Origin of the sequence: Haloferax larsenii (assembly GCF_024730625.1) — an archaeon.
GTDB lineage: Archaea > Halobacteriota > Halobacteria > Halobacteriales > Haloferacaceae > Haloferax > Haloferax larsenii.
Genome location: NZ_CP078063.1, coordinates 617,264 through 643,949, shown reverse-complemented (window position 1 = coordinate 643,949; position 26,686 = coordinate 617,264). Strand labels below are relative to the sequence as shown.

Here is a 26,686-nt window from a genome sequence, read left to right as displayed (position 1 = left end):
GGGGTGCACAAAAGACCCTTCGCGGCTCCCGGTGCGCGAGAATTTGGAGTGTTCGAGGCGCGGGTCGCGACCTACTCGTAGTCTTCGTAGGTCGGCGCGTCGCTCTCACCGGGGAAGTCGTCGACGGGCGCGGTCGTCTGGTCGCCGCTCTCCATGTCTTTGATAGTCACCTCGTCGTTTTCGAGGTCTCGCTCGCCGACGATGACGACGTACTCGGCGTTGATGGAGTCAGCGTAGGACATCTGTGCACCGAAGCTCCGACCGGCGACGTCCGTCTCGACGACGTTCCCCGACGCGCGGAGGTCGCGGGCGATACGCGATGCGACGTCGCGGGTGTCGCCGACGGTCAGGACGTAGTAATCCGTCGAGAGCGCTTCCTCGGGCCAGACACCGGCGCGCTGGCAGAGGAGTTGGAGCGTCGCGTTCCCGATTCCGACACCGACTGCGGGCGTCGGCTGGCCGCCGAAGGACTCGATGAGGTCGTCGTAGCGTCCGCCACCGAAGGTCGCACGCGAGACCTCGCCCGTCGAGTCGAAGCACTCGAAGACGACGCCCGTGTAGTAATCGAGGCCGCGGGCGGTCGTCAGCGACACTTCGCAGTAGTCGCCGGCACCGAAGTCCTCGGCCGCCGCGAGGACGTTCTGGAGGTTCTCGACCGCCGCAGCGACGTCGTCGCCGCCGAAGTCGGCGATTTCGTCGAGGTCGCCGCGGTCCAGCAGGTCGGCGAACTCGCTCGCCTGGTCGTACGAGAGGCCCGCATCGGACAGGAGACCGAGATACTCCTCGCGTTCGACCTTCTCGGATTTGTCGACGGCGCGGATGGCGTCTCGCACGTCCACGTCGGCGTCGAACGAGCGCAGGAGGCCGCCGAGGATGTCGCGGTGAGAGACGCGGAACTCGAAGTCGTCGGCGGTGAGTCCGAGGTCGGTCAGCGCCTCCGCCGCGAAGGCCAGAATCTCGGCGTCGGATTCGGGTTCGGTCGAGCCGAAGATGTCGGCGTTCGTCTGGTAGAACTCGCGGAAGCGACCCTGCTGGACCTGCTCGTAGCGCCAGAACGGACGGGTCGAGACCCACTTGATGGGCTTCGACAGCGCCTGCTGCTTGGCGACGACCATTCGGGCGACCGTCGGCGTCAGTTCGGGTGTCAGCGAGATGTCGCGGCCGCCTTTGTCCTCGAAGGCGTACAGCTCCTCGACGATTTCCTCGCCGGACTTGTCGACGTACATCTGGGTCCGTTCGAGGTGCGGCGTCCCAATCTCGCGGAAGCCGTAGCGGGCGGCCGTCGTCTCGACGGTGTCGATAACCTCGCGTCGAGCCGACATCTCTTCGGGGTAGAAATCACGAAAGCCCTTGAGTCGGTCGTACATGCCCATTCGTTGGCGAAGGCGCCGCTTGAAACCTGTTGTTCCGGGCAGTCGTCGCGTCCCCCCGACAGCCGGAGCGCGTCAGCCGAAGAGCGCGAGCAACCCACTCACGTCACCAATCGCGATGAGCGAGACGCCCGCGACGGCGAGGAACGCGGCGGCGAGGCGCGTGCCGAACTGCGCTTCGCGGAGGAGGACGCCACCGAGGATGACGGCGATGACCGCTTGCGTGTTGACGATGGGCGACGCGATGCTCGCGGGAACCATCCCGAAGGCCGTCGAGGTGACGTGTTCACCGAGGGCGACGAGCGCGCCCGCTGCGGCGAACTTCGGCAGGTCGCCACGAACGCTGGTCCAGTTGCGGAGCGCGACGGGAAGCACCGCGAGGCCAGCCCCGGCGAAGAGAATTGGGACGAACACGCTCGTCGGGATGGCGAGTTCTTGGAGGGCGACGCGTTTTCCCACGTCGCTGGCGGCGTAACAGGCCGCACTCGCCAGCGCGAGTTGTGCGGGCCGGGAGCGAACTGCTCGTCTGAGGGGGTCGAGCAACGCGCCGCCTTCGTAGTTCGCCACGTAGACGGCCGCAGTCGCGACCGCGACGCCCGCGACTTGCAGGCCCGTGAGGAACTGATTCAAGAAGAGAATCTCGATGGGGAGGACGAACACCGGAACGAGCTTGTTTATCGGCGCGACGTAGGACACGTCCCCGGATTCGAGCGCGTCGACGAACAGGATGAACGCGACACCGACGAGCGCCGCGGTTCCGGCCACGATGGCGACACCCGACGCCCCGATGGTTGCGAGCGACGGCACAGCTGCGGGGTCGAGCGTCGCCGCCGACACGGGCAGGTACCACGCGACGGCGAAGACGTTGACGACGACGGTGATGACCGCACCCGGGTACCCTGGGAAGTAGCGCTTCAGCACGAAGATGTAGACGCCCCAGACGAACGCCGCGAGAACGGAGTAGAAGATTCCCGGGTCCATGACTCAGTTCCAGAGAGACGCGGTGAAAAGCGACGCGATACGGACCTCGACTGCCTATCGTCGGCCGTGCACGTAGCTCTGGACGTGGTCCGGGAACACTTCTTCGACGGCCTCTTGGCCGTGTTCGGCGGCGATGAGCCGACGCAGTTCGCCCTCGTAGTCGGCTTTCGGAATCTGTTCTGAGGGGCCGGTTTCGACGTCGAGGTGCGTCTCGACGAGGCGGTCGACCGCGTTGCGGCCGAACCCCGAAAGCGGCGAGAGATAGTCCACGCCGTGTCGGTCTTCGAGGCTCTGTGCCTGCGCTCGCGAGATAGACGGAACCCTATCGTCGCGGCGCGTCCCGTCGGCGACGGCGTCGAAGTCGAGGCCGCACACCGATTCGAGCGCGTGCTCGTGGACGTCTTGAATCCCGTTTCGGGGGTAGCCGTCGGCGACCATCTGCTCGGCTGCCGCGTCGGCGACGTCCGAGTCGAGTTCCAGCGTCTCGAACTCGTAGCCGAGTTCGAGGGCCGCGTCTTTGGCGTGTTTCCAGTCGTCGGTGACGCCGAAGTGCGCCGTCACGAGCGTGACGTCGTAAAACGAATCGAGGAGCAGCGCGGCGAGCGAAGAGTCTTTCCCGCCGCTGTAGAGGAGCGCGAGGTCCACGTCGTTATCGACGCCGGATGTTGAAGCTCTTGGATTCGGGCTTGAGCTCCTTCAGCAGGGCCTTCATCTTGTCGTCGTCGATGCGGCCCTGAATCCGCCCGCTCTGGGCGAGCGCGACAATCTGGCGTTCGACCTTCTCGGCGAAGTCCGGCTTGGACATCTGGACCGCGTTGAGTCGCTGCCGAGCTTCGTCGGTGAGGTACTGCTTCAGGAGCGCCTGCTTCTGCTGCTCAGCGCGCTGTTGGGCCGCCTCTTCGGCCTGCTGCTGTTCGGCCGAGCCCTGCTGGCCTGCCTGCTCTTGGAGCTCCTGCATCTTCTTTTTTCGAAGCTCCTCCAGTCGCTCATCGTCTGGGCTGCCACTCATACTCTAGGCCACGGTCTGACATCTGAAAACCATTACGGACCCCGCGCACAGACGGCTCTCGGCGGTGATACGCAGCGAAGAAGAACACTCGGTGAAGGAATCGGCGTCGTCTACGCGTAGCGCTCGAGTTCCGGACGGTCGAGGTCCGCGAGAACGTCAGAAGCGGCGTTGTCGAGGAAGCTCGTCCCCTCGGCCGTGATACGGCGACCTTCGCCCTTGGCGGTCTCGATGAGGCCTTCCTCTTCGAGCTGCTGGAGGAGCGTGCGGATAATCTTCTTCCCGGAGGAGTCGCTGTGCGTGCCAGCGACGCGGTAGCGGTTGGAACCGCGCTTGCGGCCGCCGTACTCGGTCGAGAGACGGTCGACGCCGACTGGGCCGTTCATGGCGACCTTGCGGAGCAGGCTCGCGCCGCGGATGAACCAGAAGTTGTCCTGCTGTGGGGGCAGTTCTCGGGTCTGGCCGGTCTTTGCGAAGGCCATCCAGTCGGGTTGCTCGATACGGTCCTCGAGTCGTCCGGCGACCTCTTCGATGAGGGCGTCCGCCGGGACGTCATAGATGGTTACCATGGCTATTCGTTCATAATCGCGGCGTTTAAAGGCATCGTATTCGCCCGATACGGGCGGTTGGAGGCTCGTGCGGCCCGACGGGCGTGTGTGGCTGACTCACCCCCGATTTCGTGCGTTCGGGGTCGGCGACGCTTCGGCTTCAGGTCCGGTGACGCTCGGTTTCAAGTCCGCCGACCACGGGCACTTTCGACGCCCATCACCAGCCCACCGAGGAGCGTCGGCACCCAGTAGATGAAGCCACGGAAGAGGACGACGCCCGCAGTCGCAACGTCGAACGAGACGGCCGAACTGGCGGCCGCGACGAGGATTGCCAGCGTCCACTCGATGCCTCCTGCGCCACCCGGAAGCGGCGTCACACCCGCAATCGCCCCAATCGGGACGACGAACAGGGCGATAGAGAACGCGATTGGCGCGCCGATGGCGTGAAACGCGAGCCAGAGGGCGAGCATCTGACAGAACCACCCGAACCCGGAGAGGCCGAGGGCGATTGCAAGCCCACGGGGGTTTCGGCCAACGCGCTCGATAGACCGGAAGAACCCGTTGATTCGGCGCTCGATACCGTCTGCGGTCGGAACTGTGAGCCGAGGGACGTACCGGGCAACCGTCCTGATAACCGGCGTGAGCGCTCGAATCACGCGGTGTTCGAGTTCGTATCGACGTTGCCACGCCGTGTACACGGCCGCCGGAACGCCGACAGCGAGCGCGATGACTGCGACGAGCGCGATTTCGAGGTTGCGTCCGAGTGTGACCTCGGTCGCGTAGTATCCGGCACCGATGAGCGCGATAGTGATAGACGGCACGAAGTTGAGCGTGTCCACGCTCGCGATTGCCGCCAGTCCCGTCTCGTACTCGGTGTCGGTACTCCGGGAGATGAGGAGTGCGGTGACTGGTTCGCCGCCAGCCTGTCCGAACGGCGTGATGTTGTTGGAAAACATCGCGCCCGCGAAGACGAGAAACGACCGGGGAACGGAAATGTTGATACCGAGCACGCCGAGCACCGTCTTCAGCGACGTTCCCCACGAGGCCAGCCACACGAGCGTAATCGCGAGGATGCCAGCGAGGAAGACGGGGTCGGCCATCGTCAGCCGGTCGACGAGTTCGTCCACGCCCGCGAAGTAGAACAACACGGCGAAGACGACGAATGCGCCGGCGAAGCCGAGGAGGGTCGCGCGGATATTTTCGCGGGCCATCTGCCGGGTGTGCGTCTACGACGGGCATTAAGCCTCCGGATTAGGGGCGCGGTTTCGACCTCCGGAGGCGGGTTTCGGTCGTATCGACCGCCCCGGATAGATGGACATTTCCGCCCCGGGCTACACCTCGGGAGTATGGACGAGCGCACCGCCTTGCGAATGCTCGCTGCGGACCTCCCCGACGCGGGCGACGACGCCGCCGTCGTCGACGGGTTAGTGGTCACGACCGACATGCTCCACGAAGTGACCGACTTCCCGTCTGGGACGACCCGCTACACTGCAGGCTGGCGAGCGGTCGGTGCCTCACTCTCCGACGTTGCGGCGATGGGCGCGACGGCGACCTGTGCAGTCGCCGTGTACGCCGCCCCGGAACTCGACGAGACCGACCTCGCCGACTTCCTCGACGGGGCGCAGGACGTGTGCGACGCTGTCTCCGCAGAATACGTCGGCGGCGACTTGGACACCCACCAGGAGTTCACGACTGCGACGACCGCCATCGGCCGCACCGACGACCCGGTCCTTCGCTCCGGTGGTCGACCCGGTGACTTGCTCTGTGTGACGGGCGAACTCGGCCGGTCGGCGGCCGCCGTCAGATTGTTCGAATCGGGTGACGTCGAACGGGCGAACGACCTCTTCCAGTTTACCCCACGTGTCCGCGCTGGTGTCGAACTCCGGGAGTTCGCCACGTCGATGATGGATTCGAGCGACGGTCTCGCCCGTTCGGTCCACCAACTCGCGGAGGCGAGCGACTGCGGATTCGACCTCGACTGGGACGCGCTTCCCGTCCACGACGCGGTCCGGGAGGTCGCGACCGACGACGCCGACCGCAGAGAACTCTCGACGTACTTCGGCGAGGACTTCGAACTCGTGTTCACGATTCCCGAAGCCGAACTCGACGCCGCCCGCGACGCGGTCGACCTGCCGCTCACCGTAGTCGGACGCGCCACTGACGGGTCAGAAGTCGTCGCCGATGGCGATACGGTTCCGGACCGAGGCTACACTCACGGTGGCGACTGACGGGCGGAACTGGAAACCAAGCCAAAGTCCGCAGCGAGAATATTCTACGCGGGGATGAACTGAATCGGAACCAAGAGGAAACACGCCGCGCCGAGGGCGAACGTGAAGACGCCGACCGCGATGCGCTTGGGGCCGAGCGGCGTCTCGTCGACTGGATTCGCCGGGCCGTTGTACGCGATGAACGTCGAGAGGAGACCCCAGAAGAACCAGAGCCCGACGGAATCGTTGATGCCCATGTTGCGCACGTAGTGGAGGTATCCGGCGATACCGAACAGGAGCAGGGGGACCGCGGCCGCGACCGACTCCTGTCGCTCGCCGAGCATCGCCCGCAGCATGTGTCCACCGTCGAGTTGGCCGACAGGGAGCAAGTTGAGGACGGTGAAGAACATCCCGACCCATCCGCCGATGACGACGGGGTGGACGGTGGTCCGCGGGTCCGGGTACTCAGTCGGTTGGTCGAGTGCGGCCGCGATTGCGTCCAAAAGCGGCGGGTTGTTGAACACGATGATGTCACTAGACCCCGACAGCGCCCACTGCGGGACGGTCATCGGTTCGAGCGAGAGTCCGATGGCGGTGACGACGATTGTCGCTGCGAGCCCGGCGAGCGGCCCGGCGACGCCGATATCGAACAGCGCCTTTCGGTCGGGCATCTGTCCGCGCATTCTGATAATCGCCCCCAACGTGCCGAACGGGAAGATGAAGGGGATGAGATAGGGGAGAGACACGTCCACGCCGTGGTATCTGCCGACGAGATAGTGGCCGAGTTCGTGAACCGAGAGCACGCCGAGAATGGCCGCGGTAAAGGGCCACGCTTGCAGTGCGAGAAGCGGATTGGCGGTGAGGTCCGACATCGGAACGTAATACCACGCGTACGCACCGACGAACAGGGTCGAGAGAATCGTCGCGAAGAAGAGAGCTACGTTCTTCCACGGGACGCCGTCGATACCCGGTGAGATTGGCTCGACGACGACTACGTCACCGCGGCCCATCGAAGACGTCTGGACCTGCACTTCGTAGCCTGCATGGCGGAAGTCGGGCCAGACTTCGCGAACGAGCATCTGCTCGGGGACGAGCGACTGCCCGTAGTAGATAATTCGGTCGCCGTCGGTCTGTGTTTCGTGAACGTCGAAGACTGTCTGGAGGGCCTCGACCGGCGGGCTATCCGCCGACTCGAACTGTTCCATCGAAGCGAGCTACGGGTGGAGCGTGCATAAATCCCGTGACGACACTGTCGTGAGCGGTTTTCACTCTTGCACTCGGCTCTCGATTAGTCGGTCGGCTAGAAAAACGAACTGTCGAGAGCATCACGGGACATCTCGACGGGGCTGGGGGAGCTGGCCCCGTGGGGGATTCGGGGCCGGAGCGTGGGGTTGGTGATTGTGCAGGGGGCTTAGTGCGTGAGTGGGGTCACGCGGTTGCTATACGGGGACACATGGTGTCTGTGCGGGGACACATGGTGTCTGTGCGGGGACACGTGGTGTCTCTGGGGGCGTTCGAGCCTGTGGGGGGCTTCGAGCTCACTTAGGCCGTCTCGACGCGCCACGTCGTCGCACTCGTGTACGACCACTTCTCGATGGTCAGGTCGGTCGCGGAGTCGCGAAGCTTGACCATCAGCGCGCCGATTTCCTTGGGGGAGAGACCGACGTCGTCCGCGATGAACTTGCTCTTGAAGTACATCTCGCCGTCCTTCGCACGGTCGGCCAGATACTGCTTGAGTCGGTCTTCTTTGGAGCTACCGTCTGTGGAGGGAGTTGCTGTCGCGCTCATCTGATACACCTCACTCACCTCTATACCTGCTGGGGGTGTTATAAAGGAAGGACCGTTGGAATTAGTTCGGTCGCTTTCAGCTTGAATAGACGAAAACGGTACATTTTATGAATCTTTTAGAGACGTTTAGATTCTTTAGAAGCACTCCTAAGAGATTTATTCACTCATAGAAAACCCGATACTATACTGGGTAAAATGCCCCTGAATCTCCCGATTTCAGGGGCGTTTTGCGGCAACAATATCTGGTAGTTGGTCGATGTCTGACGAACGCGTCGCCGGCCGACAATCAGTCAGGGAGACAGAGGGTCAGCGTTCGTGACGCCAGAACTGGTCTTCGACCGTCGTCTCTTTCTTGAAAATCGGAACCTCGTCTTTCAGCCGGTTGATGCCGTCTTCGACGGTCCGAAACGCCTCTTCTCGGTGCCCTGCGAGGACGACGACGAACACGATGTCTTCGCCGTCTTCGATGACGCCGACCCGGTGGTGCATGAGAACGCGTTCGACGCCGTCTCTGTCTTCGAGTTCCTCGGAAATCGTCGCCATCTTCGACTCTGCGACGCCGTCGTACTTCTCGAATTCGAGGCTCGTCGTCCGTGGGTCGTCTTCTCCGTCTTTCGCCCGAACTCGCCCGGTGAAGGTGGCGATTGCGCCCGCGTAATCGGCTCGTGGGTCCCGTTTCACCTGCTCGACGAGTGAGTCGAGCGTGACGTGCGGTTCGAACCCGTCGATTTCGTGAGCCAGTTCGTCGAGGTCGAGGTCGCTGAACGCCTCTGCTTCAGCCACGATGTTTTCGGCGTCCGCGCCGCCGAGTGCGACCGTCGGCAGTGTCGTCTCCGAGAATCCGGAGACGAGGGCATAGTCGTATTCCGAAGCTACCTCGTCGAGCAGTTCGTCGAGGGGACGGTTCGACCCGGTACCGACCCAGTTCCCACCCGGTGTGAGCCCGTACGCGCCGTCGACTGCGTCTGGGGGATTCTCGTCGGCCTCTCCGCTCGGGAGCGATTCGATAGTTGCTACGCGCCCGTCGAGCCGCGAGGCGAGTCGCTCACAGAGCGTCGTTGCCCCTGACCCGACGACACCGAGTACCTGCATACCCGGTGAGACGGTCCGAACTGGTTTAAGAGTGCTCCGAGGGTGCGGTCTCCGGGTCGGAAGTCGCGTCGCTGTCCGATGTTTCGTCGCGACCGGTCGGTCGCGTCCGGTAGAGGTACAGGGCGATACCGAACCCAGCGAAGCCACACGCAGTCGCAACCCACGGTGCAACTGCTCCGAGCGTGGTGTCGGCCGTCGCCGGGAGCGTGTCGTACTGCCAGAGCGCCCACCCGACGGAGAAACACGCCACGAGCGCCCAGTTGAGTCCGCTCCGGCGGTCGAACTCCCCACGTCGATGGCGGATGAAGAGGGCCCCGAGCGCGAGTATCCACCCGACGACGAGGAGCGTAACCGTCTCCACGGTGACGAGTCGCATACCGGTAGTGGCCGCGAGAGGGGTTTAAAGTCCTCGACACGGGCGTCTCGCACTTGATAACCCTTAAGATGCGCTCCCGGATACCCGTGTGCAATGAGAGTCGTCATCTCCATCGGCGGTAGCGTACTCGCGCCGAACCTGGATGCCCGGCGCGTCGAGGGCCACGCCTCCGTCGTCGAAACACTAGCACGAGAGGGGTGCGAAATCGGTGCGGTCGTCGGCGGCGGCGGTGTCGCCCGCGACTACATCGGTGCCGCCCGTGACCTCGGCGCGAACGAGGTCCAACTCGACCAAATCGGAATCGACGTAACGCGAATCAACGCGCGTCTCCTCATCGCGGCGCTCGGGTCGCAGGTCGACCCCAAGGTACCCCACGATTACGAGGACGCGGGCGACGCCATCCGTCGCGGCGATATCTCGGTGATGGGCGGCGTCATGCCCGGCCAGACCACCGACGCCGTCGCGGCCGCACTCGCCGAGTACGTCGACGCCGACCTGCTCGTCTACGCGACCAGCGTCGACGGCGTGTTCAGTGCCGACCCGAACGAAGACGCCGACGCGACGAAGTTCGAGGAGATGACGGCAAGCGAACTCGTCGACGTCATCGGCGACATCGAGATGAACGCCGGGTCGTCCGCACCCGTGGACCTCCTCGCGGCGAAACTCATCGAGCGCGCGAAGATGCGCACTATCGTCCTCGACGGGACGGACCCCGAGCGAATCGAACCGGCCGTCCTCCGCGGCGAGCACACCGGGACCGACATCATCCCCGAGGGCGGCGACGAACCGACCTACTGGGCACAGTGAGATGAGCGCAGAGGCCCCTTCAGACGAGACGGACGCACAGGACGACGGCTTCCACGACTTCTGGGCCGACGACGTCGCCGACGAAATCGAGGCCCGCGACCCCGACGAGCCAATCGTCATCAAAGGCGGCGTCTCGCCGTCCGGCGTCGCCCACCTCGGCAACTTCAACGAAATCATGCGCGGCTACTTCGTCGCCGAAGTGCTCCGCGAGCGCGGCCACGAGGTTCGGCAGGTCTTCACCAGTGATGACAAGGACCCGCTCCGAAAGCTGCCGCGCAAACTCGCCGACGAAGACGGGAACATCGTCGGCCTCGGTGAGGTGGACGCCGGCGCGCTCGGACGCAACCTCGGCAAGCCATACACCGCTATCCCGGACCCGTTCGGCGAGACCGACTCGTACGCCGCCCACTTCGCGTCGCTGCTGAAGGCCGATGCCGACCGCCTCGGCGTCCCCGTCGAGATGCTGTCGAACACCGAGATGTACGAAAACGGCGACTTCGACCCCGTCGTCGAACACGTCCTCGAAAACATCGAGACGGCGCGCGAAGTCCTCTCGGAGTACCAGTCGAAGGTCGACGACGACTACGTCCCGTTCAACCCGGTCTGTGCCGAGTGCGGGAAGATTACCGAGACGGTCACCGACATCGACCTCGACGCGGGTACCGTCGAGTACGTCTGTACCGACATGACCGTCGGCGACAACACCATCGACGGCTGCGGTCACGAGGGGACGGCGACGTTCCGCGAGGGCAAGTTGCCGTGGCGCTTCGAGTGGCCCGGCCAGTGGCAGGTCCTCGGCGTCGACCACGAACCGTTCGGCAAGGACCACGCCGAGGGGTCGTGGCCCTCCGGCAAGGATATCGCCGAGAACGTCCTCGAAATCGAACCGCCGGTCCCGATGGTCTACGAGTGGTTCACGCTCAATGGCGAGGCGCTGTCCTCGTCGGCCGGGAACATCGTCACCGTCCCGGAGATGCTCGAACTCCTCGAACCCGAGGTGCTGCGGTACTTCTTCGCGCTCAACCCGCGGAAGGCTCGTGACCTCGACCTCACCCGTCTCGACCAGTTGGTCGACGACTTCGACCGCTTCGAGCGCGCGTACCACGGTGAAGTCGACGACGAGAACCTGACGCGCTTCGCCAAGCGCGCGTACCCCTTCGTCGTTGACGACGTGCGCGAAGACCGGATTCGCCTCCCGTACACGTTTGCGGCCGTCCTCGGTATGACCGACGACGAGGACCTGCGAATCAAAATGGCCCGCAACGAGGGCTTCTTCGACGAGGACACCCCCGAAGACGTCATCGACGAGGCGCTCGAACGCGTCGAACTCGCCCGCCACTGGGCCGAGAAGATGGACAATCAGTACAACTACCGCCTGCAGGTCGAGTTGCCGGCGTTCGACTTCGACGCGGATATCGAAGCGGCGCTCGACGACCTCGCAGACTTCGTCGCCGACGGCCACGACGGCGAGGAGATTCAGGGCGAAATCTACGAGACGGCCCGTCGCCACGACATCGAGATGGGCGACTTCTTCGCCGCCGGCTATCGTCTCTTCTTCGACGACACGCAGGGGCCGCGACTCGGCGAATTCCTCGGCGAGTTAGAACAGGACTTCGTCGTCAAGCGTCTCCGAAGAGAAGACTGAGGCGTTTCGCGTTCCGTTTTTCTCCGTTATCGGCGTCCGACGAGCAGTGCGCCTGCCGCGAGTGCGACGAGCGCGCCGACCGCCGTCACGGGACCGAATCCGGGGACAGGCGACTCGGTCGTCGACGCCGAGGTGGTCGTTTCAGCCTGCTTCACGACGACACCCTCGGCCTCTGCGAGCGTGCCCGAATCGTCGGCGACGGTCACGGTGAACGTCGAATTGGTCGGGATGTCGCTGAAGTCGAACGTCGCGGTGAAGTTACCGTCCTCACCGACCGACACCTCGCTGGTCTTCAGGAACGCCGGCTCGGTGTCGCCGGATGCACGGACTCGGACGGACAGGTTCTTGTCGGCCGAGAGGTCAGACGTGCCTTGGATAGCTGCGTCGTCGCTCGACGTGACAGTCACCTGCTCGCGGTCGCTGACGATGGAGACCGAATCGTCCTGTGCTGTCACGACTGACGCACCTCCGACGAGCGCTCCGATGACGACGAGTGTCGCCACGAACGCGCGACTTGGAGAGCTGATTGAGTCGAACATAGTCATCCAACCGTACACGATATTGTGAAAAGCCACTGACGAAATGTCAAGTGGCTCTTTGAGTCACCCGGAAGGAACCGGCGGTGAGTTCCAACGGTGTGGGCTCAGTTCTCCTCGATGGCGTCGATAACGACTGCACCGACGACGACGAGACGCGGGTCGATGGTGTCGCGTTCGATGTCGATGGTGTACTTGTCGCGGAACGAGAACTGCTCGCCGACCGACCCGACTGCGGTGCCAGCGGCGTCTTCGATACGGTAGGAAAACGGAATGAGTGTCGAGATGACGCGGCGGGCGATGGCCATCGGGACGTTGTCCTCGACGATGCGCCCCACGACGTTCCCGTCCGGCCCGAGGAGTTGGTAGGTGTGCTTCGCGAACGAGAACGCGCCGCGCTTCACCGCCCCTACTCGCTCGCCGGTCTGGCTATCGACGATGTCGTAGGCGGCGGACACGTCGAGGACGCTGTCTGCTTTCACGCGGAAGCGCTCGTCGCCCGTGTCGTAGTCGTTGAGTCGGAAGTCCTCCTTCAATTTGAACTTCTTCTTCTTCGCCGAGAGAACTGGCTCGTCGTCCTCGTAGACCACGTATTTCGTGCCGATGGAGACTTTCTGCCGGACTTCGTAGCGGGAACTGTCGAACATGCTCTGTTGTGGTCCCGGCACGGGGTAAAAACCCTTCTGGGGGACGACTTATGTCGTCATCGCGCGTATCGTGGCCTGCAGAATCCGTTCCCCGAAGGACGACCCGCGGCTTCGGCCGCAGTGATTTCACATGTCTCTCATCGACTTCATCCGGTCAGTAGAACAGTCCGCAGACGAAATGGAAGTCGAACTCGAAGAGTTCGACGCAGACTCCGAACAGGCAGCCGTGTCCGACGAGGACTCCTCGGGCGGGCGCTCGCTGGGTCGATTGCTCGTTCTTGCCCTCGTCGCGGCCGGCGTCGCTTACGTCGTGTACCGCCTTCGCTCGTCGTCGTCCGAGTCGTTCACCGACATCGAACTCGACGATGACGACGAACACGCGAGCGACAGCGACGACGCGACAGTGACCGTCGAACACGAGTCCGAAACCGACGCGGACGACGGTGAGTTCGACTTCGACGCTGACGCCGACGAGAGCGATGCCGGCGAAAGTGACGAGCACGCCGCAGACGAAGACGAGCAGGCTGCTGCCGACGACGACGCCGTCGAAGTCGAAGTCGAGTTGCCCGACGACGACGAGACCGAGGACGCGTAAAACTCGCCGACCACGGTAGCACCGTAACCCGAACGCCTTTTGGTTCGCGCCGCCTCCCTTCGAGCGATGAATACGCTGCTGTGGGTCTTCGCCGGACTCATCGCTTACTCCCTCCTCACGGCGGTGTTGCGAACCCGGGGTATTCTCCCCGAATACGTCCGCGTACAGGGTCCGCTCACCACCGTTCACACGCGTCGCGGCCGCGAGCTACTCGACAAACTCGCCGCGCCCAAACGCTTCTGGCGCGCGTGGAGCAACATCGGCCTCGGCGTCGCGCTCGTCATCATGGTCGGGACGTTCGTCCTCCTCGTGTTCCAGGCCATCCTCATCGTCCAGCGCCCGCCCGCTCCCTCCGCGGTGAACCAACCGCAGAACTTCCTCGTCATCCCCGGCGTCAACGACTTCCTGCCGCTTTCGGTCGCGCCGGAGATTCTCTTCGGGCTTCTCGTGGGCCTCGTCGTCCACGAGGGCGGTCACGGCATCCTCAGCCGAGTCGAAGATATCGAAGTCGAGTCGATGGGAATCGTCCTCCTGACGATTCTTCCGGTCGGTGCCTTCGTCGAACCGTCCGAAGAGAGCCAACGCCGCTGTGACCGGGGCGGAAAGTCCCGAATGTTCGCCGCCGGCGTGACAAACAACTTCGTCGTGACGATTATCGCCTTCGCGCTCCTGTTCGGTCCGGTCATCGCCTCTATCTCTGTCGCGCCCGGCGTCGCAGTCGCCGGCGCGTACAGCGGTTCTCCCGCTGCGGCGGCGGGTATCTCCGGCGGCGACCGTGTCACCGCAATCGACGGCACGCCGGTCAACACGACACAGGACCTCGACGCGGCACTGCTCGCGTCCGACGACGGAACCGTGGACGTCGAAGTCGACGGCGAAAAGACAGTCTCGGTCTCTCGAAAACTCATCATCGCCGGTTCCGTCGCAGGCAACCCGGCGAACCTCACGGTCGAGCAGGGCAGTGACCCAATCACCGTCAACGCGGTCAACGGGACGCCAGTGAGCACGCAGGCCGATTTCGTCTCGGCCGTCGGCGACAGTCGGTTCGCTCGAATCGACACGTCGGCCGGTGAGCGCGTCATCCCGGTCGGCGCGTACATCACGAACATCGCCGAAAACGGGCCGCTGTACAACGCGACCGAGACGACAGAGCCGCTTATCGTGACCGCGTTCGACGGCAAGCGCATCGTCACGTCGGCCGACTTGCAGGCGGCACTCGACGAGACCGACCCCGGACAGACCGTCTCTGTCGAGGTCTATCAGGACGGGTCGTTCGAAACCGTGGACGTGACGCTCGGTGAGAACCAACAGGACGGAAACGGCTTCCTCGGCGTCAACATCTTCGGAACCAGCGGGCTTCTCCTGACGGACTTCGGCGTCCGCGAGTACCCCGCAGGGACGTACCTCTCACTGCTCGGTGGTGACGGCGGCGAGGGCGGGAATGCCGTCGGCAGCGCCTTCGGCGAGTCGCCGCTGCAACTCGTCTACGTCTCGCTGTTGCTTCCGCTCGCGTCGGTCGTCCTCGGGATTCCGAACTTCCCCGGCTTCACCGGGCAGGTCATCAACTTCTACCAGGTCGGTGGCCCCTTCGACTTCCTCGGCGGCGGCGTCTTCCTCTTCGCCAACCTCCTGTTTTGGACGGCGTGGATTAACCTCCAACTGGGGCTGTTCAACTGTATTCCCGGCTACCCGCTCGACGGTGGCCGCATCTTGCGGACCGCGACCGAGGCGGTCGTCTCCCGGCTTCCGGTCGACGACTCACACACGGTCGTTCGGACCATCACGACCTCCATCGGACTCGTGATGCTCGCGTCGCTCTTGCTCATGATATTCGGGCCGACAGTCCTCGGCGGGTAACGCACTCGCCGCGACAGAGGCCTACTCACCGCGACAGAGGCCCACTCACCGCGACCCAAACCCACTCGCCGCGACCCGACCCCGTCTCGGAGTCGCACGCGAGGACTGCACGCGAATCAATCCGTCGTTCCCGGATTCAGAAAAGACTCGCAACTTCAATACCGGATGACTCCTAACGCCCCTGTATGGTAGAGGCCCCACAGACCGACGAGGGCTGGTTCGCGCTGCACGACTTCCGAACGGTCGATTGGGACGCGTGGCGGGACGCGCCCGAGCACGAGCGCCGTCGCGCAATCGAAGACGGTGTCGCATACCTCGACTCCCACGAAGCGGTCGAAGACGACGAGGCCGGTGCGACGGCCGTCTTCTCCATCCTCGGCCACAAGGCCGACTTCGTCGTCGTCCACTTCCGGCCGACGCTGGACTCGCTGTCGCGCGCCGAGCGCCGCTTCGAGCAGACGGCACTGGCCGCGTTCACCGAGCAACCGACCTCGTACGTCTCCGTCACCGAGGTTTCGGGCTACGTCTCGGACGACTACTTCGAGGGCAACGAAGAGGACATCGACACGGGACTGCTCCGGTACATCGAGGGCAAACTGAAGCCCGACATCCCGGACGACACCTACATGGCGTTCTATCCGATGTCGAAGCGCCGCGGCGAGAAACACAACTGGTACGACCTGCCGTTCGACGAGCGCCGGGAACTCATGTCCACCCACGGCGACACGGGCCGCAAGTACGCGGGCAAAATCAAGCAGGTCATCGCCTCCTCGGTCGGCTTCGACGACCACGAGTGGGGCGTCACGCTCTTCGGCGACGACCCGACGGACATCAAGGACATCGTCTACGAGATGCGCTTCGACGAGGTGTCGAGTCTCTACGGCGAGTTCGGCCAGTTCTATGTCGGGCGTCGCTTCCCGCCGTCGGACCTCGGCGCGTTCCTCGCGGGCGACGCCGTCCCGACGAGCGAGTTCGGCGACGAATCGCATCACCACGCCCACGCGCACGACGAAGGCGGACATCACCACGGTGAGGGCGGTCATCCCCACGGTGGCGGTGAAGGCGGACACCACCACGGCGGTGAAGGCAGCCACCACGGCGGCGGTCACGGCCACGGTGAGAGCGGCCACCACGGTGGCGACCACGGCCACGGCGACTCGGACGACGAAGCCGACAGCGAAGACATCCGCGGCCAACTCGAAGACCTGAACATCTACGCTGGCCAGCCGCACGGCGAGGACGTGTACGCGACGGTGCTGTACTCCGAAGCCGACTCCGAGGAACTCTTCGACGAAGTCGAGGGGCTCCGAGGCAACTTCGACCACTACCCGACGCACGTCAAGACCGCCGTCTACGAGGCCAACGACCGCGACCGGACCGCAGTCGTCTCCATCTGGGAGACGGCGTCGGCCGCCGAGACGGCTGCCGGGTTCCTCTCGGAACTCCCCGGTATCGTCGAGCGCGCCGGCGAAGAGTCCGGCTTCGGGACGATGGGGATGTTCTACACCGTCAAGCCCGACTACCAGACGGACTTCGTCGAGAAGTTCGAGACCGTCGGCGGCCTGCTCGAAGACATGGACGGCCACTTCGATACGGACCTGATGGTCAACCTCGAAGACGAAAACGACATGTTCATCGCCAGTCAGTGGCGCTCGCAGGAAGACGCCATGGGCTTCTTCCGCTCCGACGAGTTCCGCGACACGGTGCAGTGGGGCCGTGACGTGCTGGCAGACCGGCCGCGACACGTCTTCTTGGCGTAGAGACGCTGCCGAACAGCGGTTTTCTTTTTCTCACTCGGTTGCGGTCTCACGCGACTGGTTCGACCGGAACGTCTCGGTGGACGAGTCCGTCTGCGTCACGACTGCTTCGGTCTCGACCAACGCGTTCAGTCGGCGTTCGAACTCTTCGTCCGAGAGTTCCCCTGCTGCATAGCGTTCCCGGAGCACTTCGATGGCGGATTCGTCGTCGACAGGGTCGTATCGGGTTGGCTCCTGGCGTCGCGTCTGCTGGTAGTTCTCGGATGACTCCTCACCCAGAACTCGTCGTCGAATTCGCCGACCCGCGTAGGCAACGAGCATGGCCGCTGGCGTGGCGAAAAAGAATATCGTCAACGCCAGTTGCGCGTTAGCAGACACAATCAAAATCGCCAGCATGAGCCAGAAGCCGGTGACGAGCCCGAAAAGCGGGGGACTTCGAGCGACGGCACCTGCCTCCTTCGAGAGCAGCGCTCCGATTCGTTCGAGGGCCATTAGCCGAAACTGTCTCTCGAACTACAAAAAAGTACGTTGCTGAAGTGTGTGAGCGCGCAGGTAGGCGATTACAGGAACTGGCCGCGGCCTCGACCTCGCCCCCTGCCGGGGTTGTCCTCGTCGTGACCATCGGGGTCGTTGCCGTGGCCGCGGTCGTGGTCTTCGCCGTCGTCGCCACCGCGACCGCGCTCTTCGGGCGTGTAGACGTACAGACAGTCGTTTTTGTACGAACGGCCGAACTGGTCGGCGTCTTCACAACAGAGGACGCGGCCGTCGTCGAGGACGGAGACGTTGTCGACGTTGATGAGCGCGTCGTCGGCGATATCGGCCGGGTCGCTCGCGTCCGAGCCGACGATGACGGGTTCGAGCGTCGAGACGTTGTAGTCGGATTCGAGTTCCGCGCGGTAGACGACGCCGCCGTCGACGCGGTCGAGTTGGATATCGCCCTGGTCGTTCGACATGTCGTCGTTGAGCTCCGAGACGCCGAAGTAGACGTAGTCGCCGGGACGAGCACCTTCGACGCTGTCGATGCCTTCGGCCTTGTTGAACTCGATGCTGGCTCCGATTTCCTTCGCGGCCGCGCGGGTCTCGATGAAGGGGACGCGACGGAGTTCCTCGTCGACTCCGTCGGGGCCGCGGCGTTCGTACTGGTCGGCCCACTCGACGATTTCCTCGTCGGTGACGTAGTCGCGGTTGCCGTCTTCGACGACCGCCTTGTCCGCCGCTTCGAGGATGTCGGGCGTCACTTCGTCGCCTTCCTCCCAGTCGGTGTGGCTTTCGAGGTAGTCGACCTGCGTGATGTCGTCGTACTCGGCAATCCACGATTCGACTTCGGCGTTGCTCGCGTGACCGAGTTCGACCCACTCGATTTCGAGGTCCACGTCGGTCGGTGGGCGTTCGACCGCGGCGTCTCTGTTCGTCACGTACGGCGCGTAGAGCGTCCCGGCGACATCCATCGGGTCGTCGTAACTCGGAATCGGTCTGTCGGAGACGAATTTGTAGATACCTTTGCTGTCGCCGTCGGAGGCGAGGTAGACCGTCCGCTCGTCGGTCTGCACGTCGGGACACTCCCACGCGGCGCGGCCCATCACGTAGTACTTGACGGGTTCGGGCGTCTCGGCGGCTGGCTCGCGGAAGTCGACGATGTAGCCGTAGCGGTACGGGTTCGGGTAGGTGTCGCCGATGGGCGTCAGGTCGTTGCCGGAACCGGACTGGTCGACCGGGTCTGCACCGAGGTAGTACGCGAGCAGTTCGACACCGGTAATCGCCCAATAGCCCTGGACGTACCACGAGTCGTCGTAGTACTCGTCGACTGCGGACTGAATCTCCGACGGGTTGGGACGGTTCCAGAACTCGTGTGCGCCGCGGAGTCCCGTTCCGGTCCCCTGCTCGACGATGTCGCCGACCGAGGCGGTCATCGAGACGCGCGGGTGACCGTAGTTCTCCTCGGCGGAGAGCATCGTGTTCCACGGACTGTGGTCGCCGTAACAGTTGATTCGGGTCCCGCCGAGTTCGCGGAGTGCATCAGTGTTGGCGAGGTTCAGTGCGTTTTCGAGGTCGGCCTCCCACTCGCCGTCTTCGGTCTGGCTGAGCGGAATTCGGGAGATGTTGCCCGGACTGGCCTCCCAGTTGGTAAAGAGGTAGCCCTCGGTTCCGTCGTCGTTCGTCGGGATGAACTGGTTGCAGTCGGGCGTGAAGCCGGCGTCGGCGTACTGTGACCCGCTGAAGTTCTCGCTCGTGATGTTCGTTCCGTCGGGCGTCTGCGGGACACCGAGCAGTTCCGTTCCTCCGTTTATCGGGTCGCGCTCGCGGCCCAATAGCTCGTAGTCGCCGGCAGCAGAGCGAACTGCTCGTCGCTCTTCGTTCGACTCCGGCGTCGAGAGTTCGTCGAATTCGTTTTCGCCGTCGAAGGTGAACTGGAAGCCGGAGAAGTAGCCGATACCGGCCTTGTCGTACGGGGCCGGGTTCTCGCGGTCCGGATGCTGGAGACTGTACAGAAGCGTTCCGTCGCCGAACACGCACGGACCGGTTACTTCGGCACCGAACGCCGTCGTCGAAAACCGCGTAAGGTCCCCCCGAACCAGCGGTGCCCGCGGCGTATCAGGGTCTTCAGATTCCGTTGCTTGCCCAACGCCAGCCACGCTGGCCCCCAGCGCAGCAGCGACCGACGTTGCCATGAGATTTCGTCGAGTGAACTCGACCATGCACGTGTGTTCTCTCTATCATCTCTTGTTTAATTTTATAATTCTCTCACTATGGATTATTTTCCACCCCGGAGCAGTCCATTGATTATATAATAGTTGGGAGTATGATGTGTCGAAAATTCTCACGCGTCTGGCGTCACTGAGTGGCCGTTCTGTTCGCGTTCTGCGACACCGTCGCGAATCTCTCGTGCACGACGCCGGACGGCCGCGACGTATCGTTCGATTCGCGCGCGTTTCTTCCCGTAGAACGATGCCACCCAGTTTTTGTCCGTGTACGGTTGGGTCAGGAAGTACGCCGCCAGCGTGTCTCGGCCGGCTTGGATGACCTCTGGCGGAACGCCGCGCTCGCCGGTTCCGGCCTCGACGAAGCCGTTCACGTCGAAGTACACGTCAGCGTAGAGTGTCGCGAGGTCCGGGTCGTCGAACTCGATTCCCTCGTGTTCCGGCGCTTCGAATCGAAAGCGTCTGTCGCCGGTCTCGGCGTCGCTGTACTCGACGATTCGAACGTCGAGGACGTACTCTTTGTACAGCATCTCCGAATCGACTTCGGTGGTGGTGTGTTCCGGTTTCGACATAGATGGGTGTGGCCCTCGCCGACGTCGAGTGGCCGTGCCGACAGCGTTGGCTCGCCACCGTGTAGTAGATTTATAAGTACAGTATATATCACAACAGAGATGTCAACGGTTCTATCTACCTGTTCGGAGACGCGCTGAAACGCTGTCAACCGAATCGTTGCGCCGAGTCGCGTCGCGGTCAGCGACCGCGAAGTGCGTACCCGACGGCTCCGACGATGCCCGTCAGGAGTGTGGCGACCACCCAGCCGGTCGCATCGTCGCCGCGCTTTCGTGCGTTGAGGTGCACGAGCCACGCCAGTGCGACGTGAGCGACCGCGGTGAGGCCGAGGAACGTTCGGAGGTTCACACTCAGGCTTCGTTGCGAGCGCCTTCTGCGACGCGCTTGTCGAGACCAGCGTCGCGGATGTCGTCGCCGTCGACGGAGGAGCGAAGCGCGTCCATGCCGTCGAAACGGTCGATACCGAAGTTGTCCTCGTAGAGGTCGATGACGCGTTGCATCTCCTCGTCGGTGAGCTTCGGTACGTCGGAGGCGGCGGCCCACTCGGTGATGTCGTCTTTGGTGCGGAACGTCGGCGTGACCGACGCCGTGGCGTCGAAGCCGAGGAGGAAGGCGATAGACGCCTGTGCCATCGTTCGCTCACGGTCGCTCGCTTCGACCGCTCCCTGCCGTCTGCTCGCTTCGCTCGCAGAGACGCCGTCGCGTTCGAGGAATCGCAGTTCTTCGAGCTTCTCCCAGCCGGTCTCGTACCACTCGTCGGGGCGGAAGCCGCGGTGGTCACCGCTACCGAGCTCGGTCTCGGGACGGACCTGTTCGTTCAGGAGCCCCGAAGAGTGCGGGACGCGACCGATGAGGCTCGTCGACGACCCGGTCTCTTCGATTGTGTCGAGGAAGTGGTTGCCGACGTCCTGTTCGAACGCGTTCCAGACGATTTGGAGGGCGTCGAACTCCTCTTCGATAGCCATGTCACCCTCGGCGAGCCAGCCGATGGAGGGGCCGAGCGCCCAGCCGGCCGCCTTGATGAGGCCCTCTTCTTTCAGTTCGTCCAGCGCTTCGAGCACGTCGGGCGTGACTTCGTCGACGTTCGCGTTGTGGAGTTGCAGCAGGTCGACGTACTCCATATCGAGTCGGTCGAGGCTCTTTTCGGTCGCCTCGCGGACCCACTCGCCCGTGATTTCTTTCGGGAGTTCGCCGTGACCGGCCTGCGGGTGGTTGTAGAAGTCGTAGCCGATTTTGGTGGCGACGGTGACTTCGTCGCGGTAGTCGGCGAGCGCTTCGCCGACGACCTCCTCGGAGTGGCCATGACCGTACACGTCCCCGGTGTCGAAGAACGTGATTCCCTGGTCGATGGCGTGGTGAATCATCTCGATGGAGTCGTCGTCCGAGCGGTCGCCCCACCAGTCGGTCCCGACGACCCACGCACCGAAGCCAACCTCGCTCACTTCGATGCCGGAGGTGCCGAGTTCGCGGTAGTGCATGGACGGCCCTTCGTATTCCGGTGACTTATTGGGTGTGTTTTGTTCCCGCAGACTGGGAGCGAGTCGCCTGCGCCCGCTCGGATTCGACGCGATTCCGGTGAACCAAAGCCAGATGATATTGCCCGTATAGCGCCTGTGTCGGGCTTCCGACAACCGAACCCCTATGAACGTCGACTGACAACGAGACGGTGATGACGAAGGTCCAGGTTTCGCTTCCGGACGACGCCGAAGATGGGTTACAGGCCTTCATCGACGACGTAGACGAACGCTTGTCTTCGGAGGAAGACACGTGCCAGGTCGTCAGAGACACCCTTATCGACCTCTTCGGCGACCGCGAAGCGTGGGAGCGCTGGCAGAGTGGGAAGCCGGTCTCGCCGGCGACACGCGTTCGACTGCAGGGGTACGACCCGTGTAACGCGACGCTCGAAGCCGAATACTACGCCGAGAAAGACGAAGCGAAGTTCCAGCGCTCCAAGCACCTGCAGTGGCTCTGGCGGCAGTTCGACGCCACCCCGATGGCCGACAACGTCGACTTCGCGCTTCGGTTCCGACAGATGCTCGCCAACCACCTCTTCGAGGAGGCTGGCGACAACCTCCGTATCTTCAAGGGCGTCACCTTCTCGTACGGTCACAACATCACCGTCGGCGACAACACGGTCATCCACGACGACGTCCACCTCGACGACCGCGGGAAGCTCACCATCGGCGACCGCGTCTCCATCTCCGACGGCGTCCACATCTACACGCACGCCCACGACGTTGTCGACCAAACGGAGGTTCGAAACTACCACACCGACATCGGTGACGACGTTCGGCTCACGTACGACGCGATGGTGAACGCCGGGAATCACGTCGGCGAGAACGCCATCGTCGGCGCGCGCGCCATCGTCAAGAGCGACGTTCCCGCCCACCACATCGTCGTCGGCGCGCCAGCCAAGAGCGTGAAGGTGAAACCCGGGTTCGAAGACGTTGCGGAGCCTCTCGAAGCGGGTGGCGAACGCCGCGTTGACGACCGCGAGATTCCTTACGACCTCCCAGAAGACCGCGACACGTTCGACGAATTCGGCCGCGACATCGGCGGCCCGGTGAACCCGCACCGCACCGAGTAGCACCGGTGGCTGTCGAACAGAACCGACCACGACGTCCATCGTTCCTCCTTCACCCCCGACCTTCGATTCGACAGCACCACCGACTCGCGGTTGTCGGATGTTCGGGAATTTTGTTCACTGACTAACAGACCGACAGTAATGACACCTGACCGAAGGACCGATATAGCATGCTAACGTAAGTCAAGGTGTGATGGACGTCTGGGGTTGGATCGTCGTCTACGCGCTCGGGTTGACCATCCTCCAGCTACTGGTCTATCGCTACCTCGTCGACGGTGGCGAGCCGACGATGGGTGACGGAAGCGGCCGCAACGGCGACCACGGAGACCGGTATGCGCACCCCGAAATCGCGGTTCCCTTCGACGAGCGTTCGAGCGTCGGGGTGCAGCGGACCCCGACCGGCGAGCGAATTTGTCCCAGCTGTGGGGCCGAAAACGAGTCGGACGCGACGTTCGAACTCTGCTGGAACTGTACGCGCCGCCTTCGCTGACGGGCGGCGGCCGAGTCCATTTTAGTGCCCTCCACCCAAGAAGCAGCTATGGCCGACGACACGGACATCCACGACGACCTCGACGCGCTCGCGTGCGACATCGAGCGGGCGATTCTCGAATTCGACGCCGCGCTCGAACGCCACGCGCAGGTCCGCCAACGCGTCCGTGAGCCTGTCTTCCGTTCGGAGACGACGACGTTCGACGACGTGCAGGACTTGTTTTTCTGAGGCTGTTTGTTCGGGTCGGCTGTGGGAGATGTCTCGGAGAAATGCGTCGACCGGGAGTACCGCGAGTGAAACGAGTGGTACGTCGGTGAGGCGCAGCCTCACCGGGACTGAGCAAACCGGAGGGTTGCGAAGGTCGGTCGGCAAACGACCGCAGGGAGTCCCGTGAGCAACGCGAACGGGACGTCGGCAAGACGTGTCTTGCCGGAAGTGCGCCGACCGGGAATTGAACCCGGGCTCCGAGCTTGGGAAGCTCGTGTCCTACCACTGGACCATCGGCGCTCACTTCGTTCGCTTCGGGGCTGACTTCACTTCGTTCAGTCACCCATCGGCGCGCTTCGCTTCGCTTGCGTCCCGTGCGTTGTCTCACTACGCTCGACAACACATCGGCGCTCACTGAGGCAAAAATCCGTAGACGACGGGGGCACTTGAACGTAGCGTTTCAGTGGGTTACCGGTGGGATGAAACTGGACACCCGTCCACTGTCTTCCCGTGAAGAGTGACTATTTGGCCCCCGAGTCCCAATCGGGGTGCATGACAGACGTCGACGTTCTCTCGGAGGACGCACCGCTCGACCTCCGCTTTTCAGACGCCGAACTCGAAGCACACCGCGAGCACATCACCTCGTTCATCAGCGACACCGTCGACGCGGCGGGTGCCGATGGCGCCGTCCTCGGTCTCTCCGGCGGCATCGACTCGACGCTCACCGCCTTCCTCGCCGTCGAAGCCCTCGGCGAAGACGGCCTGCACGGGCTTATCATGCCCAGCGTGGCGAACGCCGAAGATATGATGAGTGACGCCGAGGCGGTCGCCGAAATGCTCGGTATCACCTACGATGTCGTCGAAGTCCAACCCATCGCCGAGAAGTTCTTCGACACGTTCCCCGAGGCTGCGAACGACCGAATGGCCGCCGGGAACGTCTACGTCCGCACGCGTGGCATCCTCAACTACTTCGTCGCGAACCACGAGAACCGCGTCGTCCTCGGGACGGGCAACCGCTCGGAGGCGATGACGGGCTACTTCACCAAGTACGGCGACCAGGCGGTCGACTGCAACCCTATCGGGAACCTCTACAAACAGCAGGTCCGCCAGCTCGCGGCGCACGTCGGCGTGCCCGAGGACCTCGTGATGCAGACGCCGTCGGCCGAGATGTGGTCCGGCCAGACCGACGAGAGCGAACTGGGGCTGACCTACGACGTTCTCGACGCGATTCTCGCGCTGCACGTCGATGGTCCGCTGTCGAAGGCTGCGACCGTCCGAAACTTCGACGTGACCGAGGAGCAAATCGACCGGGTGGTCGAACTGTACGAAGGGAGTGCTCACAAGCGGTCGATGCCCCCTGCCCCCGACGAACTCTCGCTCTGAGCAGTCCTGCGTTTCGTTCTTAGTTGTCCCGCGATGCTGCGATGTCGTCTACGTTTGCCTCGTGGAGCGTGGCGAACGCCTCGGCTTCCGCGTCGAACCGGTCTGCATCGAGTTGGGCAGCGTCGCGTCCGCGGTCCCGGAGTCGCGCTTTGATGATCCGGAGAGATTGGTGGTCGTTGTCGGCTATCGACTCGGCGACTGCTCGGGGGTCGTCCACGATTCGAGAGACGAGACCCATCTGAAGCGCCTCTTCGGCATCGACGACGCGACCGGAGAGCGAGAGGTCCAGCGCGTGCCCCTCACCAACGATTCGCGGGAGGCGGACGGTCCCACCCCACGCACCGAAGAGGCCGAGCCTGACACCCGGCTCGCCGAGCGTCGCCCGGGGTGTCGCGACGCGAACGTCGCACGCGAGCGCGAGTTCCACCCCGCCGCCGCGGGCCGCTCCGTCGATTGCGGCGACGACCACCGACTCGCTCCCCTCGATGGTGTCGGCGACGCGCTGGCCGAGTTTGGCGAACGCTTCGGGGTCGTCGAGGTCGGCCACGCTATCGAGGTCTGCACCGGCGCAAAATGCCGGCCCGGCTCCGCGGAGGAGGACGACAGGTGTGTCCGCACCCTCGATAGCGGCCTTCAGGTCTTCGAGGTCTGTCGGTCTGAGGGCGTTTCGCTGCCCCGGTCGGTCGATAGTCACGACGCGCAGGTCGCCGTCGTCCGCCGTCTGTATCATACCAGCGTTGTGCCGTGGTTTTCCAAAGGTCTTTGCCCTCCCAACCGTAACCCTCGGCTGATGGACAACGCCGTGCGAGCCCGTGAGGCTGCGCGTGAGGCCCTCTCGGACATCGAACCCGACGCCCTCCGTGCGGCGCTGGACGAGCGCCTCGACACCGCCTCGATGACGCCGGCGGTGCTCACTTTCGTGAGCGGGCGGGCCGTCGAACCGAACGTCGACCTGAACGGCATGGCCGAACGGGCCGCCGGAGTGCAGCTTATCTACGAGGGGCTTCGACTCACTCGCCAACTCGCGCACGAGGAGCCGTGGGTCACACTCGATGCTGCAGACGACGACACCGACGCCGACCTCGACATCCTCGCGGCCGACGTGCTGGTGTCGCGCGGGTTCTACCTCCTCGCCCGGACTGAGGCGGCAGACCACGCCGTCGAGACGGTCCGCGCGTTCGGGCGCGACCAGACCCGACTTCGGTCGGCACCCGAGGGCGAGCGCCAGTCGCTCGACAGCAACCTCGAAGTCAACATCTGTACGCTCGCCGTGGTCGCCGGAACGACCGCCGTCGGGTCGCCGCCGCCGACTGCGCTGGTCGAGTACGCGGCCGAATTAGCAACGCGCCACGACGAGGGCTTCTCGGCAGCGGCTGAGACGGTCTCCGAAGCGACTGTGGACCGTATCGCGGCGCTGTATCGCGGTGGCTCGGGCGACGACCCAGTCACCTCGACAGCCGACCGCTAATCGACATACGCTACCACGGTTCCGGGCCGGTTCGAATCGAAACCCCTAAAGAGTAACCCGGACAACGAAGGAA

At 63.9% G+C, this 26,686-nt stretch carries 29 protein-coding genes and 1 tRNA gene; 11 read left to right on the top strand and 19 right to left on the bottom strand.

Annotation, left to right across the window (positions count from 1 at the left end; translation table 11 throughout):
* Positions 1 to 71 precede the first annotated feature (71 nt).
* The 6 genes from hisS to KU306_RS03350 form a co-directional block, all read right to left on the bottom strand.
* Positions 72 to 1,367: a histidine--tRNA ligase gene (gene hisS, locus KU306_RS03375; RefSeq protein ID WP_007541541.1), complete on the bottom strand. Its 1,296-nt coding sequence runs from the start codon at positions 1,365 to 1,367 to the stop codon at positions 72 to 74.
* Between the two features lie 78 nt (positions 1,368 to 1,445).
* On the bottom strand, positions 1,446 to 2,351 hold the full coding sequence (locus KU306_RS03370; RefSeq protein ID WP_258302874.1) for an EamA family transporter: 906 nt from the start codon (positions 2,349 to 2,351) through the stop codon (positions 1,446 to 1,448).
* Positions 2,352 to 2,405: 54 nt separating this feature from the next.
* Positions 2,406 to 2,996, bottom strand: a complete 591-nt coding sequence (locus KU306_RS03365; RefSeq protein WP_007541544.1) for a DUF7411 family protein — start codon at positions 2,994 to 2,996, stop codon at positions 2,406 to 2,408.
* Positions 2,997 to 3,000: 4 nt separating this feature from the next.
* Positions 3,001 to 3,360 carry a DNA-binding protein gene (locus KU306_RS03360; protein ID WP_007541546.1) on the bottom strand — a complete coding sequence of 120 codons (360 nt, stop codon included), beginning with the start codon at positions 3,358 to 3,360 and terminating at the stop codon, positions 3,001 to 3,003.
* A 110-nt stretch (positions 3,361 to 3,470) separates the two neighbouring features.
* Entirely contained in the window at positions 3,471 to 3,926 is a 456-nt protein-coding gene (locus tag KU306_RS03355) for a 30S ribosomal protein S19e (RefSeq protein ID WP_007541548.1), read from the bottom strand.
* 161 nt (positions 3,927 to 4,087) lie between these two features.
* A complete protein-coding gene (locus KU306_RS03350; RefSeq protein ID WP_258302873.1) occupies positions 4,088 to 5,116 on the bottom strand; it encodes a lysylphosphatidylglycerol synthase transmembrane domain-containing protein in 1,029 nt (342 codons plus the stop codon).
* Between the two features lie 135 nt (positions 5,117 to 5,251).
* On the opposite strand from KU306_RS03350, the gene thiL reads away from it, so the two are divergent.
* A complete protein-coding gene (thiL, locus tag KU306_RS03345; RefSeq protein ID WP_258302872.1) occupies positions 5,252 to 6,133 on the top strand; it encodes a thiamine-phosphate kinase in 882 nt (293 codons plus the stop codon).
* 44 nt (positions 6,134 to 6,177) lie between these two features.
* Here the strand turns inward: thiL and KU306_RS03340 are convergent, their stop codons facing one another.
* The 4 genes from KU306_RS03340 to KU306_RS03325 all read right to left on the bottom strand — a co-directional run bounded on the left by KU306_RS03340 (position 6,178) and on the right by KU306_RS03325 (position 9,368).
* Positions 6,178 to 7,317, bottom strand: coding sequence for a site-2 protease family protein (locus tag KU306_RS03340; RefSeq protein ID WP_258302871.1), 1,140 nt, complete (start codon positions 7,315 to 7,317; stop codon positions 6,178 to 6,180).
* 337 nt (positions 7,318 to 7,654) lie between these two features.
* The gene (locus tag KU306_RS03335) at positions 7,655 to 7,900 is read right to left on the bottom strand and encodes a DUF7123 family protein (RefSeq protein WP_007541556.1); all 246 of its coding nucleotides are present in this window, start codon (positions 7,898 to 7,900) and stop codon (positions 7,655 to 7,657) included.
* Between the two features lie 306 nt (positions 7,901 to 8,206).
* The gene (locus KU306_RS03330) at positions 8,207 to 8,992 is read right to left on the bottom strand and encodes a molybdopterin synthase (protein ID WP_258302870.1); all 786 of its coding nucleotides are present in this window, start codon (positions 8,990 to 8,992) and stop codon (positions 8,207 to 8,209) included.
* 25 nt (positions 8,993 to 9,017) lie between these two features.
* Positions 9,018 to 9,368 (bottom strand): hypothetical protein, encoded by a 351-nt coding sequence (locus KU306_RS03325; protein ID WP_007541559.1) that lies wholly within the window; start codon positions 9,366 to 9,368, stop codon positions 9,018 to 9,020.
* 93 nt (positions 9,369 to 9,461) lie between these two features.
* On the opposite strand from KU306_RS03325, the gene pyrH reads away from it, so the two are divergent.
* Both pyrH and lysS read left to right on the top strand, forming a co-directional pair.
* Positions 9,462 to 10,175 carry a UMP kinase gene (pyrH, locus tag KU306_RS03320; protein ID WP_007541561.1) on the top strand — a complete coding sequence of 238 codons (714 nt, stop codon included), beginning with the start codon at positions 9,462 to 9,464 and terminating at the stop codon, positions 10,173 to 10,175.
* Position 10,176: 1 nt separating this feature from the next.
* Positions 10,177 to 11,820, top strand: a complete 1,644-nt coding sequence (gene lysS / locus KU306_RS03315; protein ID WP_258302869.1) for a lysine--tRNA ligase — start codon at positions 10,177 to 10,179, stop codon at positions 11,818 to 11,820.
* A gap of 26 nt (positions 11,821 to 11,846) precedes the next feature.
* Here the strand turns inward: lysS and KU306_RS03310 are convergent, their stop codons facing one another.
* Together KU306_RS03310 and KU306_RS03305 are read right to left on the bottom strand one after the other, a co-directional pair.
* A complete protein-coding gene (locus tag KU306_RS03310) occupies positions 11,847 to 12,359 on the bottom strand; it encodes a BGTF surface domain-containing protein (protein WP_258302868.1) in 513 nt (170 codons plus the stop codon).
* Positions 12,360 to 12,463: 104 nt separating this feature from the next.
* Positions 12,464 to 13,003, bottom strand: a complete 540-nt coding sequence (locus tag KU306_RS03305) for an LURP-one-related family protein (protein ID WP_074793283.1) — start codon at positions 13,001 to 13,003, stop codon at positions 12,464 to 12,466.
* A gap of 130 nt (positions 13,004 to 13,133) precedes the next feature.
* On the opposite strand from KU306_RS03305, the gene KU306_RS03300 reads away from it, so the two are divergent.
* From KU306_RS03300 to KU306_RS03290, 3 genes are all read left to right on the top strand, one after another.
* Complete coding sequence (locus tag KU306_RS03300) at positions 13,134 to 13,598, top strand: hypothetical protein (protein WP_258302867.1); 465 nt, start codon at positions 13,134 to 13,136, stop codon at positions 13,596 to 13,598.
* A gap of 66 nt (positions 13,599 to 13,664) precedes the next feature.
* Positions 13,665 to 15,455 (top strand): site-2 protease family protein, encoded by a 1,791-nt coding sequence (locus KU306_RS03295; RefSeq protein WP_258302866.1) that lies wholly within the window; start codon positions 13,665 to 13,667, stop codon positions 15,453 to 15,455.
* A gap of 185 nt (positions 15,456 to 15,640) precedes the next feature.
* On the top strand, positions 15,641 to 17,215 hold the full coding sequence (locus KU306_RS03290; RefSeq protein WP_258302865.1) for a heme-binding protein: 1,575 nt from the start codon (positions 15,641 to 15,643) through the stop codon (positions 17,213 to 17,215).
* Between the two features lie 30 nt (positions 17,216 to 17,245).
* Here the strand turns inward: KU306_RS03290 and KU306_RS03285 are convergent, their stop codons facing one another.
* The 5 genes from KU306_RS03285 to KU306_RS03265 all read right to left on the bottom strand — a co-directional run bounded on the left by KU306_RS03285 (position 17,246) and on the right by KU306_RS03265 (position 21,959).
* Positions 17,246 to 17,704: an SHOCT domain-containing protein gene (locus tag KU306_RS03285; RefSeq protein ID WP_007541585.1), complete on the bottom strand. Its 459-nt coding sequence runs from the start codon at positions 17,702 to 17,704 to the stop codon at positions 17,246 to 17,248.
* A 68-nt stretch (positions 17,705 to 17,772) separates the two neighbouring features.
* Positions 17,773 to 19,908, bottom strand: a complete 2,136-nt coding sequence (locus KU306_RS03280) for an alkaline phosphatase PhoX (protein ID WP_258302864.1) — start codon at positions 19,906 to 19,908, stop codon at positions 17,773 to 17,775.
* 122 nt (positions 19,909 to 20,030) lie between these two features.
* A complete protein-coding gene (locus KU306_RS03275) occupies positions 20,031 to 20,483 on the bottom strand; it encodes a hypothetical protein (RefSeq protein WP_007541589.1) in 453 nt (150 codons plus the stop codon).
* 178 nt (positions 20,484 to 20,661) lie between these two features.
* Positions 20,662 to 20,829 (bottom strand): hypothetical protein, encoded by a 168-nt coding sequence (locus KU306_RS03270; protein ID WP_258302863.1) that lies wholly within the window; start codon positions 20,827 to 20,829, stop codon positions 20,662 to 20,664.
* Positions 20,830 to 20,831: 2 nt separating this feature from the next.
* Positions 20,832 to 21,959, bottom strand: coding sequence for an aldo/keto reductase (locus tag KU306_RS03265; protein WP_258302862.1), 1,128 nt, complete (start codon positions 21,957 to 21,959; stop codon positions 20,832 to 20,834).
* Positions 21,960 to 22,150: 191 nt separating this feature from the next.
* Here KU306_RS03265 and KU306_RS03260 point away from each other — a divergent pair, with 191 nt between their 5' ends.
* The 3 genes from KU306_RS03260 to KU306_RS03250 all read left to right on the top strand — a co-directional run bounded on the left by KU306_RS03260 (position 22,151) and on the right by KU306_RS03250 (position 23,783).
* Positions 22,151 to 23,068: an acyltransferase gene (locus KU306_RS03260; protein ID WP_007541594.1), complete on the top strand. Its 918-nt coding sequence runs from the start codon at positions 22,151 to 22,153 to the stop codon at positions 23,066 to 23,068.
* Positions 23,069 to 23,258: 190 nt separating this feature from the next.
* The gene (locus KU306_RS03255) at positions 23,259 to 23,555 is read left to right on the top strand and encodes a DUF7577 domain-containing protein (protein WP_007541596.1); all 297 of its coding nucleotides are present in this window, start codon (positions 23,259 to 23,261) and stop codon (positions 23,553 to 23,555) included.
* A 48-nt stretch (positions 23,556 to 23,603) separates the two neighbouring features.
* Positions 23,604 to 23,783: a hypothetical protein gene (locus tag KU306_RS03250; protein ID WP_007541597.1), complete on the top strand. Its 180-nt coding sequence runs from the start codon at positions 23,604 to 23,606 to the stop codon at positions 23,781 to 23,783.
* 208 nt (positions 23,784 to 23,991) lie between these two features.
* Here the strand turns inward: KU306_RS03250 and KU306_RS03245 are convergent.
* A tRNA-Gly gene (locus KU306_RS03245) sits at positions 23,992 to 24,062 on the bottom strand.
* 252 nt (positions 24,063 to 24,314) lie between these two features.
* On the opposite strand from KU306_RS03245, the gene KU306_RS03240 reads away from it, so the two are divergent.
* Positions 24,315 to 25,145: an NAD+ synthase gene (locus KU306_RS03240; protein ID WP_258302861.1), complete on the top strand. Its 831-nt coding sequence runs from the start codon at positions 24,315 to 24,317 to the stop codon at positions 25,143 to 25,145.
* 19 nt (positions 25,146 to 25,164) lie between these two features.
* Here KU306_RS03240 and KU306_RS03235 read toward each other — a convergent pair whose 3' ends face one another.
* Positions 25,165 to 25,875, bottom strand: a complete 711-nt coding sequence (locus KU306_RS03235; RefSeq protein ID WP_258302860.1) for an enoyl-CoA hydratase/isomerase family protein — start codon at positions 25,873 to 25,875, stop codon at positions 25,165 to 25,167.
* A gap of 60 nt (positions 25,876 to 25,935) precedes the next feature.
* Between KU306_RS03235 and KU306_RS03230 the strand changes: the two genes are divergently transcribed.
* Entirely contained in the window at positions 25,936 to 26,613 is a 678-nt protein-coding gene (locus KU306_RS03230) for a DUF7114 family protein (protein WP_007541604.1), read from the top strand.
* Positions 26,614 to 26,686 lie beyond the last annotated feature (73 nt).